This window comes from Pseudomonas deceptionensis, assembly GCF_900106095.1.
Lineage (GTDB): Bacteria > Pseudomonadota > Gammaproteobacteria > Pseudomonadales > Pseudomonadaceae > Aquipseudomonas > Aquipseudomonas deceptionensis.
In genome coordinates this window covers 282,527-297,359 of the sequence record NZ_FNUD01000002.1, presented here as the reverse complement: position 1 = coordinate 297,359, position 14,833 = coordinate 282,527, and the positions used below count along the sequence as shown (strand labels likewise).

14 protein-coding genes are annotated in these 14,833 nt (G+C 59.8%); 3 read left to right on the top strand and 11 right to left on the bottom strand.

Going from position 1 to position 14,833, the window contains the following annotated elements:
• Nucleotides 1–174: 174 nt before the first annotated feature.
• The 7 genes from BLW11_RS01280 to BLW11_RS01250 form a co-directional block, all read right to left on the bottom strand.
• Nucleotides 175–2,109, bottom strand: coding sequence for a pilus assembly protein TadG-related protein (locus tag BLW11_RS01280; protein ID WP_048360226.1), 1,935 nt, complete (start codon nt 2,107–2,109; stop codon nt 175–177).
• Nucleotides 2,110–2,343: 234 nt separating this feature from the next.
• The gene (locus BLW11_RS01275; RefSeq protein WP_048360225.1) at nt 2,344–2,931 is read right to left on the bottom strand and encodes a DUF4136 domain-containing protein; all 588 of its coding nucleotides are present in this window, start codon (nt 2,929–2,931) and stop codon (nt 2,344–2,346) included.
• A gap of 28 nt (nt 2,932–2,959) precedes the next feature.
• A complete protein-coding gene (locus BLW11_RS01270; RefSeq protein ID WP_048360224.1) occupies nt 2,960–3,574 on the bottom strand; it encodes a DUF4136 domain-containing protein in 615 nt (204 codons plus the stop codon).
• A gap of 23 nt (nt 3,575–3,597) precedes the next feature.
• Entirely contained in the window at nt 3,598–4,347 is a 750-nt protein-coding gene (locus BLW11_RS01265) for a methyltransferase domain-containing protein (RefSeq protein ID WP_048360223.1), read from the bottom strand.
• Nucleotides 4,344–4,649, bottom strand: a complete 306-nt coding sequence (locus BLW11_RS01260; protein ID WP_048360222.1) for a nucleotide pyrophosphohydrolase — start codon at nt 4,647–4,649, stop codon at nt 4,344–4,346. The genes BLW11_RS01265 and BLW11_RS01260 overlap by 4 nt, the downstream gene beginning before the upstream one ends.
• A 125-nt stretch (nt 4,650–4,774) precedes the next feature.
• Entirely contained in the window at nt 4,775–5,629 is an 855-nt protein-coding gene (locus tag BLW11_RS01255) for a MaoC family dehydratase (RefSeq protein WP_048360221.1), read from the bottom strand.
• A gap of 3 nt (nt 5,630–5,632) precedes the next feature.
• Nucleotides 5,633–6,985, bottom strand: coding sequence for a 3-oxoacyl-ACP reductase (locus BLW11_RS01250; protein ID WP_048360220.1), 1,353 nt, complete (start codon nt 6,983–6,985; stop codon nt 5,633–5,635).
• A 122-nt stretch (nt 6,986–7,107) separates the two neighbouring features.
• On the opposite strand from BLW11_RS01250, the gene BLW11_RS01245 reads away from it, so the two are divergent.
• Nucleotides 7,108–8,382 (top strand): acetyl-CoA C-acetyltransferase, encoded by a 1,275-nt coding sequence (locus BLW11_RS01245; RefSeq protein ID WP_048360219.1) that lies wholly within the window; start codon nt 7,108–7,110, stop codon nt 8,380–8,382.
• Nucleotides 8,383–8,493: 111 nt separating this feature from the next.
• On the opposite strand, the gene BLW11_RS01240 is transcribed toward BLW11_RS01245, so the two are convergent.
• Entirely contained in the window at nt 8,494–9,507 is a 1,014-nt protein-coding gene (locus tag BLW11_RS01240) for a bile acid:sodium symporter family protein (protein ID WP_048360218.1), read from the bottom strand.
• A gap of 82 nt (nt 9,508–9,589) precedes the next feature.
• Here BLW11_RS01240 and BLW11_RS01235 point away from each other — a divergent pair, with 82 nt between their 5' ends.
• Together BLW11_RS01235 and BLW11_RS01230 are read left to right on the top strand one after the other, a co-directional pair.
• Nucleotides 9,590–10,384, top strand: a complete 795-nt coding sequence (locus BLW11_RS01235; protein WP_048360217.1) for an AraC family transcriptional regulator — start codon at nt 9,590–9,592, stop codon at nt 10,382–10,384.
• Between the two features lie 127 nt (nt 10,385–10,511).
• Nucleotides 10,512–11,405 carry a PA4780 family RIO1-like protein kinase gene (locus BLW11_RS01230; RefSeq protein ID WP_048360216.1) on the top strand — a complete coding sequence of 298 codons (894 nt, stop codon included), beginning with the start codon at nt 10,512–10,514 and terminating at the stop codon, nt 11,403–11,405.
• 48 nt (nt 11,406–11,453) lie between these two features.
• On the opposite strand, the gene cueR is transcribed toward BLW11_RS01230, so the two are convergent.
• From cueR to BLW11_RS01215, 3 genes are all read right to left on the bottom strand, one after another.
• Nucleotides 11,454–11,867 (bottom strand): Cu(I)-responsive transcriptional regulator, encoded by a 414-nt coding sequence (gene cueR, locus BLW11_RS01225; protein ID WP_048360215.1) that lies wholly within the window; start codon nt 11,865–11,867, stop codon nt 11,454–11,456.
• Nucleotides 11,868–11,880: 13 nt separating this feature from the next.
• On the bottom strand, nt 11,881–14,262 hold the full coding sequence (locus tag BLW11_RS01220) for a heavy metal translocating P-type ATPase (RefSeq protein ID WP_074836699.1): 2,382 nt from the start codon (nt 14,260–14,262) through the stop codon (nt 11,881–11,883).
• A gap of 101 nt (nt 14,263–14,363) precedes the next feature.
• Nucleotides 14,364–14,744, bottom strand: coding sequence for a hypothetical protein (locus BLW11_RS01215; protein WP_048360214.1), 381 nt, complete (start codon nt 14,742–14,744; stop codon nt 14,364–14,366).
• Nucleotides 14,745–14,833 lie beyond the last annotated feature (89 nt).

Sequence of the window (14,833 nt, the reverse complement as noted above, 5' to 3'; positions counted from 1 at the left end):
CGGCTACATGCAGTGAGCGTAAGTAAAATGGGATGCGTTGCGAATGGTGTAGCCGCTGAGGAGCGAAGCGAGGCTGCGATCGGCTGCGCAGCAGTCGTAAGACCCTGCAGCGCGGTGTATCTGATACACCGCGCTGCAGGGGTTTAGTCGCGTTTCGTAATCGCTCGCAAGGAATTAAAGCACCAGTTGGGCCCGCCCGCCTTGGTTGCAGGAGAGGTTGGCATCAACCTCTGTGACCATAAGGTTTATGCCAAGCAGCGAGAGCAGGTTGTTGATAATAGGGTCGAGTAAAGGGCTTAACACACTTGTAATTAATCCTGATGCAATATTAACCACCGCTAGAAGCGTCGCATTGACGGCACTCGTCAGTCCCGTCGTAAGTGCGCTCAGGATGCCAGTGCCGTCTACGGGGGCATACAGTTGAATCGGTACATGACTCAAGGTGCTTTTGAGGCTGGCCACCACGTCGGTAGTTGGACTGGCATTTTTAGGCATGGGGGGAAGTTTCAGGTTTGGCGGAACCGTGTTAGTGGCCGCTGAATAAACTAATGTGCTGGGAGTTTTGGCAATGGGCAGCATGGCCATGAGTGCAATGCCACCGCCACCGTAGTCTTTTACCTCGCATCCCGTCAGGAGGCCGCAGGTTTTACTTGTAATGTTCACGATGGGGAAAGGAGTGACAGTCACAGGGGCTGAAGAGGAAAAGGCTTTACTGGCATCAATACTTCCGATGTTCAGATTGGCTATTGATGAGTTTGCTTGAACCGTGAGGCTTTTATTGCTGCTACTTCCGGAAGGACAGGTATACCCGGTCACCAAAGCGTCTGCCCCTCCGGCATCGAGATTAATGCTGAGAAATAATGGGGGCGGTAGTATTTTAACGGTGTATGTAGTGCCGAGGCCGAGCAGGCCTTGAAGGAGTCCGAGCAGGCCTGAAAGAAGCTCTGTGACGTTGTGTACAAGCGTGCTTACCGTGTTGAGAACGGGCAGTTCAATGGTGATCAATGATCGTACTTGAGCAGTACGTACATAAATTTTGTCTGTGGCCGGATTACCGATGGCAGAAAACTGGGGAGGCTCAATAACTTTGACTGTAGTTGTTACTTTGGCCAGTCCCAATACGTTAACCGGAAGGGTAATAGCTACGGCGTTGTTTTTGTTGGCTATCTGGATGGCGGCTTGTATTAGAGAGAATAAGTTAAGGTTTGTATCCAGTCCGGCAGAGGAAGTGCCTGTTTGCAGTTGCAGTAGGTCGCCAACTTTGAGTGCGGTATCTTTGATGGCTGCCACTTGCAGGTTGGTGAGTGCGGTTTGAACGTCCAATGTTGCCCCATTGAGAGTGGCAACTGTGGCTGCGGCTTTTATAAGTTGAGTTACCGTAACGTTTGTCTTAAGTAGTTGTGTGTAGTTTCCGGCATCGACGCCTAAATTAATTGCCAATTGATTCATGTATTGCAGCAAGTTGATATCGGCTTTAACCAGGCCGTCCCAGCCAACGGCCGAGATGGCAACATTACCGCCTAAAAGGCCCGTAAACAGATTGTTGAGCAGTGGAGATTGCGATGTATCGACAGAGGCCAGCGTAGTGCGAATACTGATTTGCGCCAATGTCGGCCCCGGCGTAGCCCCCACCGCACTCGCCGTCAAATTCGTCTTGGTCTCAAACTTGCCATTGATAAGACTCCACAACCCCCCGGCCACGCTCGTGGGGACGGTGGTGGTTGCGATCACGCGTATGGCATCTGATTGGCTACTACTTGCGGTGAATACGCGTACTTGGGTGGCACTATCGGTCTTCAGGGTGCCGCAAGTGACCGCTAGCTTTTGAACACCACCGGGGATGAAATTGTTGCGCTTGGCGTTTGTCTCCGCGAGGCTCTGAGCACTCGGGGGCGTTGCACCACAGGCCCCGCCCAGACTCACCGCCTCCAGCACCGCCATATCCGCCACCCGCTGCAATTTGCGTTGCTCCAGGTACAGGCGCCCGCTGTCGACCACCAGCAACATAAACAGCAGCACCATGCCCAGGGTCACGGCAGCCATCAAACCGATTGCGCCACGCTGTTGCCGGGGACCATTGAAACCAATACTGCGTAGTTGGGGAGACATCGAGCACTCCTTATGCTGGAACACAGCCCAGCGCTAACTCTCCAAAGTTCAGGCGAGTGTAGTCAATAAGTGATCAATGCGCTGGCCAGTTGCCAGTTTTATAGGCGCGATGTGAACGACTAATCAAAAGTCATCGATTAATGAACGAAACCTTAATGTGAAAACCAACTTGCTCACGAAAGTATTAATACAAACTTACTTATATACATCGTGAGCAAGTGGGTGGTGTGGAACTTACTTCGGTGGATAAGTACTCAGGATCTTGGTCACCGCTTCGTTGATGGCTGCGCTGCGCTCTGTGGGCGTCGGGTTGCTGTCGACGACTTTCTCGGCACTGCCGCGCCATACCAGCTTGCCGGTTTTGGCATCGATCAGGTCGATCTGCAATGTGCCAACCTGATAGACCACGTTGCGGGTTTCGTTATACATCGGTGCGCCCCAGTAGCCTTCCCACGGGCCAGCCCCATAACCACCCCACGGTCCACCCCAGGGGCCGCCGTAGCCGTAGTTTGTCACCACCTGCTCCTGACGGTTGGCCACGATCAGCCAGGCTTGCACCAGCAAGTCCGGCTTGCTGCCTGCCGCTACCGGGCGCAAGCCGCGCTGGTCCAGCTGGCTGCCCACGGCCTGGATAATCCGCTGCTCGGTCAGGTCACTTCTGAGCATCGGGTTATTGGGCTGATACTGCACGGCAGGGTCTTTCCAGGCCCAGGACTGGAACCTGGCGAAATCGACAGCAGGGTTGTAGTCATGACTGACCTGCATGGTTTCGCAGGCGCTGAGCAGCAGGGCCAGACCCATTAATGCAATGCGACGTAGCATGATGATTTCTCCACTTCAATAGTGAGACTTAATGAGGAGGATAAGCCTGCACCGCCTTGTTCAGTGATTCGCGCAGGGCGTCACTGCGTTCGCTCAGGCTGCCTTTACTGCTGGTTTCTGCACTGGAGCTCCACACCGGTTGACCGGTTTTACCGTCATACAGATTGAGTCGCACCACCATGACCTCAACCTCGTACGTGCGTACGACGGGTACAGAGTTGTACATTCCGTACTGGTTGCCGTAACGCCCATAACTGTTTCCATAGCCGGCTCCGTAACCATAGTCGTCCTGCACCTGACGCAAGCGTTTTTCCGTATGCAAATCAGCACTGACCCACAGATCGGCCGGACGGTTGGGTTGTACCGGGCGCAAGCCGCGCTGGTCCAGGGCATTGCTCACCGCTTCGGCGATTTGTGCCGAGTCGGCCCAGGCGGTGCCCACGGGCAGGCGATTGTTGAGCCAGGCCCAGCTCTGATAGCGCCCGTAGTCCCGTGGCGGTGCCGGGTAGGCACTCAAATCCAGGGTGTTGGCCGCCTGTGCCGGGGCCGGTGGCATCGGCATGGCGCTTGGGGTGTAAGGGTTGGGGCTTTGGCAGGCGCCCAGCCCCAGGCTTAAAACGACTAAGGCAACGCGGCGATACATGATGTTCTCCCCCGCAGGGCTGTTTAAACCGGGCGGCACACCCAGTGCAGATAACGTCCCAGCCCGGCAAAGGCAGGATGGCGACGGTGGGCCAGTTCCATCTCAACCAGCGCTTCAAGCTCGACACGAGCCTGAAACTCCACTGGCATGTAGTCGTGAAACACCCGCACGCCGCTCCGGGTTTCTACCTGCCACAGGCCTTCCATGGCCGTGGCCAGTTCCCGCGGGTCCAGGGGCTGTTGCGGGGTGAGGCTCTGCTTTTCGCCGGCCATGTCGTTCTTGCGCATTTTGCGGAAGTGGCCCTTGAGCAGGTTGCGATAGATCAACGCGTCGCGGTTGTAAAACGCCAGGGACAACCAGCCGTTTTTGGCGGTCAGCTGATGCAGCACCGGCAGGATCGCGTGGGGCTCGGCCAGCCATTCCAGCACGGCGTGGCACAGCACCAGGTCATAGGGCTCGGTCAGCTGGCCCAGCAATTCCTGCCAGGGTGCCTGGATAAAGGTGGCACTCTGGCCTGCCTCGGCAAAGCGCTGACGGGCACCTTCGAGCATCGGCGCGGCCGGTTCGGCCAGGGTCACGTCGTGCCCCTGTTGGGCCAGCCACAAAGACATATGGCCCAGCCCGGCACCGATATCCAGCACCCGCAGCGGGCGTTGCGGCAATGATTCCTTGAGGTCGGCCTGAAGCACGGCCAGACGAATGACACCCTTGGCGCCGCCGTAGATCTTTTCGGCGAAGCGGGTAGCCAGTTGGTCGAAGTGACGGTCACTCATTTGCTGAAACGCCTTTCATTGTCGGCCAGTTTGTTGCGCACTACATCGTTCATGTCCAGGCCCAGTTCGGCGCACAGCAACACGAGATACAGCACGATGTCGCCCACTTCCTGCCCTGCGTGGGCAAGTTTTTCGGCGGGGAGCTGGCGGGATTGGTCTTCGCTCAACCACTGAAAGATCTCTACCAGCTCAGCCATCTCGACACTGGCAGCCATGGCCAGGTTTTTCGGGCTGTGGAATTGCTTCCAGTCGTTGTTATCGCGGATGCGATGCATGCGTTGTGTGAGTTCGTCGAGGTTCATCGAGGGTGTGCTCTCCAGAAGGCACAAAGCTTGCGGCGGATCAGCAATCGGCGCAAGTGAAAGGCACCTTGTGGGAGCGAGCCCGCTCGCGAAGGTCTTAAGTGGCGGTCTTCGCGAGCAGGTAATCAGCTGACCGGTCGCCAGTTGCCGATCAGGTGAACGAGATCACCATGCCCTTTAACTTGAAAATCGCCGCTGGAGCCCGGCTCGCTGGCCAGCAGGATCACTTCGCTGGGCAGGCGTACCGGCTTTTTAAAGGCCACGAAAACCTCGACATTGGCGGCCGGCAAGTGCGAAGTCAGGGCCGCGAGGGCGCGGGCTTTTATCCACAGGCCGTGGGCGATTGCGCTGGGCAGGCCAAACAGCCTGGCGCTGGCAGCACTGAGGTGGATGGGGTTGTAGTCGCCCGACACTCTGGCGTACTGGCGGCCAATGTCGGACGGGGCGTACCAGCGGGTCAGTTCGTTCAGCGCAACCGGCGCAGGCGACGGGGTTTCGGACACCGGCCCCGGCAGTTCGACGCCCTTGCACAGCAGCGTGCTTTCAGCCTCCCACAGCGGGCCGAGCAGATCGTCCACCTGGGTGACCATCTCAAAGGTGGCCCCCTTGGCGTGTTTTTGCAGGTTGTGCACAAACACCCCAATACGCAGCTGCGTCACGTTGCCCATGGGGCGCAGCACCCGAATCCGGTTAGTTAGATGAATCAACCCGAGCAGGGGGAAGGGGAAATCCTTGCCCGTCAGTAATTGCATTTGCAGCCCAAAGGCCAGGACATGAGGGTAAGTAGGTGGCAGCAATGGGCTCGGCACCAGCGCGCATGCATCCCTGAAGGCCGCCAGGGGCTTGGCCTCAACCTCGACCCAGCAACGCAAGCCTTGTTCCGGCAAGGTGCTGCCGGTGATTTTGCGTCGGGCTGCGGCGTGAGCATAGATCGCGGGCAAGTGCGGGGGGCTGGCGAGGTCAAGCCACTGTGTGGACATGGTTCATGCTCCCAAAATACTTTGCCCGCACACCCGCAGCGCTTGACCGCTGACGGCCCCCGAACCCGGTTGGCCAAGCCAGGCCACGGCTTCGGCAACGTCCTGCGGCAGGCCGCCCTGACCCAGTGAACTCATGCGCCGCCCGGCTTCGCGCAGGGCAAAGGGGATATGCGCGGTCATTTGGGTCTCGATGAAGCCTGGGGCCACGGCGTTGATGCTGATGCCGCGCTCACCCAGCAATGGCGCCCAGGCCTGGGCCAGGCCGATCAGCCCGGCCTTGCTGGCGGCGTAGTTGGTCTGGCCGCGATTGCCGGCGATACCGCTGATGGACGCGAGCAGAATCACCCGGCCGTTATCGCGCAGGGTGCCGCTGTCGAGCAGGGCCTTGGTTAGCACTTGCGGGGCGTTGAGGTTGACGGCCAGCACCGAGTCCCAGAACTCGGGCGTCATATTGGCCAGGGTTTTGTCGCGGGTGATGCCCGCGTTGTGCACCACAATATCGACGCCGTCGGGAAGCTGTCCGATCAGTTGCTCGGGGGCGTCGGCGGCACAGATATCCAGTGCGATGCTGTACCCGCCCAGACGTGCGGCCAGTGCATCGAGGTCATTTTTGGCTGAGGGCACGTCGAGCAGGATCAGTTCGGCGCCATCCCGGGCCATGGTTTCGGCAATCGCGGCACCAATCCCGCGAGCGGCCCCGGTGACCAGTGCCTTGCGCCCGGCCAGAGGTCGCGTCCAGTCCTGTACCTGGGCGGCGCAGGCCGTAAGACGCAGCACTTGGCCGCTGATAAACGCACTTTTAGGCGAGAGGAAAAACCGCAGAGCCCCTTCAAGTTGCTCTTCGGCCCCTTCGCCGACATACAGCAGTTGCAGGGTGCTGGCGTTGCGCAGCTCTTTGGCCAGTGACCGGCTGAAACCCTCAAGTGCACGCTGTGCGCTGGCGGCAAAGGGGTCGCTTAATGTTTCGGGCGCGCGGCCCAGAATCACCAGGTGCGAGCTGTGTTCCAGATTGCGCAATAGCGGCTGGAAAAACTCGCGCAATTGCTTGAGTTGGTCGGTGTGCAGCAACGCGCTGGCGTCGAACACCACTGCCTTGAGTTTGGGGCCCTGGCCAGGAATCCATGGCGTGGCGATCAACGGTTCGGCGCCATAGCTGAACACAGCGTCGGTGAGCTTGCTGGCAAAGCGGTTCACCTGTTCAGCCAGCGGGCCGCCTCCAATCAGCAGCGGGCCTTCGACGGGGCGCAGGCGCCCGGCTTGCCAGCGTTCCAGTCTGCCCGGTGACGGCAACCCCAACGCGCCGACCAGACGCTGGCCGAGGGATGAGTTGACGAAGTCGATATAACGGTCTGACATGGAACACTCTCCGACAGATGGGGTTCAAAGGGTTGACCACAAACATGCCGTGGTCGTTCGTTATCAGCGATAAGGCCTACGCTAGTAACGATTAGTGGATTAAAGAGAATAGGGGGAATCGTATGAGTCTGCGTCGTGTTGCCATTATTGGCGGTAATCGAATTCCATTTGCCCGCTCCAACGGGTCGTATGCGAGCGCCAGTAACCAGGCGATGTTGACGGCTGCACTGGAGGGGTTGATCGAGCGTTACAACCTGCATGGATTGCGCATGGGCGAGGTGGTGGCCGGGGCCGTGCTCAAGGACTCACGGGACTTCAGCCTGACCCGCGAGTGCGTGCTGGGCTCGCGCCTGTCGCCACAAACCCCGGCCTATGACGTGCAGCAAGCGTGCGGCACCGGCCTTGAAGCCGTCGTGCTGGTGGCCAATAAAATCGCCCTGGGGCAGATCGACTGCGCCATTGCAGGCGGTGTCGATACAACCTCGGATGCGCCGATAGGCCTGAATGACGGGCTGCGCAAATGGTTGCTGCAGTTCAATCGCACCAAGGCACCTGTGGACAAGCTCAAAGCCTTGCTGCAATTGCGCCCGGGCTTCCTGAAACCGGAGTTCCCGCGCAATGGCGAGCCTCGCACCGGGCTGTCGATGGGTCAGCATTGCGAGTTGATGGCGCAGACCTGGAACATCCCCCGGGTTGAGCAGGATGAGCTGGCCCTGCACAGTCATCAGGCCCTGACGGCGGCGTATCACGCAGGTTGGGAAGATGACTTGATCACACCGTTCATGGGCCTGAGCCGCGACAACAACCTGCGCGCCGACCTGACCCTGGAAAAGCTGGCGGCCCTTAAACCGGTATTCGATCGCAGTGCCAAGGGCACGCTGACGGCGGGCAACTCCACCCCGCTGACCGATGGTGCGTCAGTGGTGCTGCTGAGCAGTGAAGAATGGGCGCGAGAGCGTGGCTTGCCGGTTTTGGCATACTTTCGCGATGCTGAAACGGCAGCCGTGGATTTCGTGCATGGCGCTGAAGGTCTGCTGATGGCCCCCGTGTATGCCGTCCCACGGTTGTTGGCGCGTAATGGTCTGACCTTGCAGGATTTTGACTACTACGAAATTCACGAGGCCTTTGCCGCGCAGGTGTTGTGCACCTTGAAGGCCTGGGAAGATGCGCACTACTGCAAAACCCGATTGGGGCTGGATGCACCGCTGGGCTCGATTGATCGCAGCAAGCTGAACATCAAGGGCAGTTCACTGGCGGTTGGGCATCCGTTTGCGGCGACGGGCGGGCGGATTGTCACCAACATGTCCAAGTTGCTGGCTACCGCCGGGCAGGGGCGAGGGCTGATCTCGATCTGCGCGGCGGGCGGTCAGGGAGTGACGGCAATCCTTGAGCGGTAGCGCTGAACCCCTTAGGCACTCTGTTACCGGCCAAGGCCCCGTGGGAACGAGCCTGCTCGCGAATGATCTTCGCGAGCAGGCTGGCTCCCACGGTTGAAGTCTCTCCAGACGTTATTCGGGCACTGGGGCACTAACCTCTTGGCGATTGCGAGTGGCGTAGCTTTCAGCCATGACCGAGCACACGATCAGCTGCAGCGGGTGGTAGATCATGATCGGCAGCAGAATCAGCCCCAGCCCGGGGTTGGCGCCGAAGATCAGCGCGGCCATCGGCGCGCCTGCCGCCAGGGATTTCTTGCTGGCGCAGAACACTGCGGCAATTTCATCGCGGGTGCTGAACTTCAGGGCGCGGGCGGTGCGGGTGGTCAGCCACAGGATCACCGCCAGCAGCAAGGCACTGCCGATCAAGGCGCTGATAATCACCGAGCTGCCTTGCTCTTGCCACATGCCCGAAACCATCGAGTTGCAGAACGCGGCGTAGACCAGCAGCAGAATCACCACCTTATCGGCGATGTTGGTGTAGCGCTTGTGGCGGGCGAAAAAACGGCCGAGCCAGGGGCGCAGCAGTTGGCCCAGCACCAGCGGCAGCAAAAGCATGGCGCACAGGTCGAGCAGGGTTGAACCCAGGTCAATGCCCCCGGAGCCGCTGCCCACCACCAGGCTCACCAGCAATGGCGTGAGAAAAATCCCCAACACGCTGGACAGGCTGGCGTTGAGAATTGCCGCCGGTACGTTGCCGCCTGCGCTGCCGGTCAGTGCCACCGAGGAAGAGATGGTCGAGGGCAGGGCGCACAGGTAGAAGAAGCCCAGCATCAGCAGCGGCGGGATATGCGCGCCCAGCAGTTTGTCGCTGATCACCCAAAGCAGGGGGAACACGATAAAGGTGAAGCCTTGCACCATCAGGTGCAGACGGGTGTTCCTCAGGCCGTGGCTGATTTGTTCGCTGGACAGGTTGACCCCGTGCAGGAAAAACACCAGAAACACGCCGATGTTGATCACCCATTCAGCGTGCATGGCGCCGCCGGTGCTGCCGAAGTGTGGAAACACATACGCCAGAAAAGTCGCCAGCAACATGCCGCACAGAAACCAGTCGGTGACCATTCGTTTGAGATGTTTGAGCACAGCCATTGAGGGCACCGCAGCATTGTAAGAATTGATGACTTAGCCTAACGTCGGATGTATCTGACGTCTTGCGATATAAGGCCAACCAATGCCGCCAAACGGACAACGTGGGCTCCAGCGTGCGATTCCAGTACTCGATACGTTGCCCCGAGCGCTGTACGCCCGGGCCGAAAGCCTGGGGGCGGGTTCGTGGACGCCACGGCATCGGCATGATTGGGTGCAGTTTTCATACGCGATCAGTGGCGTGCTGGGCGTGCATACCGACGAAGGCAGCTTCTTTGCACCACCGCAGTGGGGTATCTGGATTCCGGCCGGGCTGGAACATGAGGTCATCACCTCGATGCGGGCTGAAATGCGCAGTTTGTATGTGCGTCGTGAAGACTGCCCCTGGGCGCCGCCGCATTGTCGTGTGCTTGAGGTCACCCCGCTGGCCCGGGAGTTGATCAAGCGTTTTTGCGACTTGCCGGTGGAGTACCCCGAAGGCCAGACCCCCGAACAACGGCTGGTGCAGGTGCTGCTCGATCAGCTTGCCAGTTTGCCCGAGGTCGGGTTTTCGCTGCCATTGCCGCGTCATGGGCGATTGCTGGCGCTGTGCAGTGAGCTGATCGAACGCCCGGATACAGACGTGACCTTGAGCTTGTGGGCGGAGCGTCTGGGCACGTCGGAAAAAACCCTGATGCGTTTGTTTACCCGTGAAACCGGGTTGAGCTTTGGCCGCTGGCGACAGCGCATGCGCTTGCTGTCGTCATTGCGGGTGTTGGAGGAGGGGGCCAGTGTAACCAGCGCCGCGTTGTCCTGTGGCTATGACTCGACGTCGGCCTTTATTGCCGCGTTCAAGAAAATGTTCGGGTTTACCCCTGGCGAGTTGTTTCGTCATTGCTGAGTCGGTGCTCTAAAGGAGTTACTCGTCTATCATTCAAAATCGTTTGCCCTCTCCCCGTGATGAGTGGATTGCCGTATAACGAGTGACATTCGCGTGTTTGGTAATAAAGGACCCACAATAAAAGCTGATGAAGACTCCAAAACGCTTAGAACCCCTGATCGAGGACGGTCTGATCGACGAGGTGCTGCGCCCACTCATGAGTGGCAAAGAAGCAGCTGTGTACGTAGTCCGCTGCGGCAATGAGCTGCGATGCGCCAAGGTTTATAAGGAGGCTAACAAACGAAGTTTCCGCCAGGCCGCCGAATATCAGGAGGGTCGCAAGGTTCGTAACAGCCGTCAGGCCCGAGCGATGGCCAAGGGCTCCAAGTTCGGTCGCAAAGAAACCGAAGATGCCTGGCAGAACGCCGAAGTGGCTGCACTGTTTCGTCTGGCGGGCGCCGGTGTCCGGGTTCCAAAACCGTTCGACTTCCTTGAAGGCGTGCTGTTGATGGAGCTGGTGGCGGATGAGTACGGCGATGCCGCGCCGCGTCTCAATGACGTGACGCTGGAGCCGGATCAGGCACGTGAGTACCACGCGTTCCTGATTCAGCAGATTGTGCTGATGCTGTGCACCGGTCTGGTTCACGGTGACTTGTCCGAGTTCAACGTATTGTTGACCCCGACCGGCCCGGTGATCATCGACTTGCCGCAAGCGGTCGATGCAGCGGGCAACAACCACGCGTTCAGCATGCTGGAGCGTGATGTGGGCAACATGGCTTCTTACTTCGGGCGTTTTGCGCCGGAGCTCAAGGCCACCAAGTACGCCAAGGAAATGTGGGCGCTATACGAAGCGGCCACCTTGCACCCTGGTAGCGTGTTGACCGGCGAGTTTGACGAACCGGACGAGTTGGCGGATGTCGGCGGCGTTATGCGCGAGATCGAAGCTGCCCGTCTGGACGAAGCATTCCGCCAGGCAGTACGCGCTGCAGATGACGCGCCACCGAGCAAAGCCGAAGAGCCGCCTCCACCCTGGATGCAGTGATTCGATGAATAAAAAATCCGGCCCAGGCCGGATTTTTTTATGGCTGTTTCAAAGCGCCTCAGGGCTACAGCATTTACCCGATTCCAGATCCCTGAGAATGGGGCAGTCAGGGCGGTGGTCACCCTGGCAGCTTTCGACCAGTTCCTGCAGGGTGTCGCGCAGGCCGGTGAGTTCGCGGATTTTATGATTCAACTGCTCGACATGCTCACGGGCCAGGGCTTTGACATCGCCGCTGGCCCGCTGGCGGTCCTGCCAGAGCGTCAGCAACTTGCCCACTTCTTCCAGCGAAAACCCCAAATCACGGGAGCGCTTGATAAACGCCAGGGTGTGCAGGTCGTCGTCGCTGTACAGGCGGTAGCCGCTGTCACTGCGGTGCGCGGGTTTGAGCAGGCCGATGGACTCGTAATAACGAATCATCTTGGCGCTCAGGCCGCTGTGTCGGGCTGCTTGGCCGATGTTCATTGCGGGGGCCTCCTCATTCAAGATCCTTGGGTTTCCAGAATTTGAGCATCAACGCGTTGCTGACCACGCTGACGCTGGAAAAGGCCATGGCCGCGCCCGCCAGCACCGGATTCAAAAAGCCGAAGGCGGCCAGCGGAATCCCGATCACGTTGTAGATAAAGGCCCAAAACAGGTTTTGACGAATCTTGGCGTAGGTTTTACGGCTGATTTCCAGCGCGGCAGGTACCAGTCGCGGGTCGCCGCGCATCAGAGTGATCCCGGCGGCATGCATGGCCACGTCGGTGCCGCCGCCCATGGCGATGCCGATATCGGCCGCAGCCAGCGCCGGGGCGTCGTTGATGCCGTCGCCAACCATGGCCACGACGCCGGTTTTTTTCAGCTCGGCCACGGTCGCCGCCTTGTCGGTGGGCAGGACTTCGGCGTGTACGTCGGTGATGCCCAGCGCATCAGCGACCACTTTTGCGCTACCGCGGTTATCGCCGGTCAGCAAGTGGCTGCTGATGTGGCGGGCATTGAGTTGCTGGATCGCCGAGTACGCGCCGCTTTTGAGCGTGTCGCCAAAGGCAAACAGGCCAAGCACTTGCGGCTGCGGGCTTTGCTCGATCAGCCATGACAGGGTACGGCCTTCGGTTTCCCAGGCCTGGGCTGCCCCTGCCAGCGTACCCTGGCCAAGCCCGCTTTCTTCCAGCAAACGACGGTTGCCCAGCGCCAGGCGCCGACCCTCCAGGGTGCCGGCAATGCCGCGTCCGGTGAGTGACTGGCTGTCCGTGACATCAGGTACGTTCAAATTGCGAGCGGTGCAGGCGTCCAGTACGGCTTTGGCCAGCGGGTGTTCGCTGCCGCGTTGCAGGGCGCCGGCGGCTTGCAGCAACTGCGCCTCATCACCGTCGAGAGCGCTGAAGTGGGCAATTTGCGGGGTGCCGGAGGTCAGAGTGCCGGTTTTGTCGAAGACCACGGCGCTGACTTCGTGGGCGCGTTCGAGCGCTTCGGCGTCTTTGATCAGAATCCCGTAGCGGGCGGCTACGCCAGTGCCGGCCATGATCGCCGTCGGTGTCGCCAGCCCCAGTGCACAGGGGCAGGCGATGACCAATACCGCCACAGCGTTGATCAGTGCAGTTTCGATGGGGGCGCCGTAGAACCACCAGCCGAGCAGGGTGGCGAGAGCAATCAGCAGCACCACCGGGACAAACACCTGGCTGACTTTATCCACCAGCTTCTGGATAGGCGCCTTGGCGGCCTGGGCGTCTTCGACCAGGCGGATAATGCGTGCCAGTACGGTTTCGGTGCCCAGGGCCAGGGTTTTGATGACCAGTCGGCCCTCGCCATTGATGGCGCCCCCGGTGACTTTATCCCCCGGCTGTTTCGGCACGGGCAGGCTTTCGCCACTGATCAGGGCTTCATCGGCATGGCTCTGGCCTTCAACCACTTCGCCATCGACCGGGAAGCGTTCGCCGGGTTTGACCAGCACCAGATCATTAAGGCGCAGGTCGCTGATGGCGACGTCTTGCTCCTGCCCGTCGATCACCCGCAATGCACGCTCAGGGCGCAGGGCCTCCAGGGCGCGGATGGCGCTGGCGGTCTGGCGTTTGGCGCGGCTTTCGAGGTATTTGCCCAGCAGCACCAGCGCGATCACTACCGCCGAGGCTTCGAAATACAGATGCGGCATGGTGCCGGGTGCTGCGGTGACCCACTCGTAAATACTTAAGCCATAACCGGCGCTGGTGCCCAGGGCGACCAGCAAGTCCATGTTGCCCGCACCGGCCTTGACGGCTTTCCAGGCGGCGACATAAAAACGCGCACCGAGGATGAATTGCACCGGTGTAGCGAGCAAAAACTGCGCCCAGGCCGGGAGCATCCAATGCATGCCGAAGGGGGCGAGCACCATCGGCAGTACCAGCGGCAGCGCCAGCACTATGGCCAGGGTCAGCGCCCAGCGCTCACGGTGCAGGCGCTTTTGTTGATCGTCCTGAGTGGATTTTTCATTCTGGTGAACGCTGGCGCCATAGCCCGCCTGGCTGACCGCGTTGATCAGCACGTTCGCATCGACCTCGCCGAACAGCTCTATATGGGCGCGCTCACTGGCGAGGTTGACGCTGACGTTTTTGACCCCGGGCACCTTGGCCAGGGCTTTTTCGACCCGGCCTGCGCAAGAGGCGCAGGTCATGCCGTTGATGTCCAGTTCCAGGCTATGGGCAGGTACGCTGTAGCCCGCCTGTTGAACGGCTTCTACCAGTGCCGGAAGGTTATCGGCAGGCGCCACGACGCGGGCCTGTTCGGTGGCCAGATTGACGCTGACCGAACGGACCCCGGGCACTTTGGCCAAGGCTTTTTCCACACGGCCAGCGCAACTGGCGCAGGTCATGCCGGCAATCGGCAGATCGAATTGGGTGGGCACGAGTAATCCTCCTCAAGAAGTTATCTATCCATAGAATCAACCTTGACCCCATGGGAAGGTCAAGGCTTCTTGCTGTGCGTCGGGCCGCGCTTGGGCCCTGTTTAATATTCCAGCTTGGCGGGCATGAGATACATGCCTTGCTTGCCGAGGGCGATGCGGTATTTGCGTACGTCACCGGCCTTCAGCGAGAACTGCTGAGCCGGCGGTACGAGCATGCCCGGCAAGCAGCCGGGGGCTTGGCCGGGCAGCAGTTTGAGACGGATATCGACGCTGGCGGCCGGTAAATTGAAGGCCAGCGCCTGCTCCTGAAACAAACGCCCGGCCAGTTGATTGTCGATATACACACCGACTTCGCAGCTGGTAGGTACTTCAAGGCGTTCGCGGGAGATGATCAGTACGCCGTAGTCCTGGGCGGCATTTGCCCACAGCGGCAAACTGGCAAGACCCAAAAGGCTGACTAGGCTCAAAGCGGACCAGCGCATGGCTAAGTATCCTGTTTTAAATCGCAAGGCTTGCAGCTTGGCCGAGCAGGGGATGGATTGCCAGTCAGCGAGTAAAACATCGGGCTTGA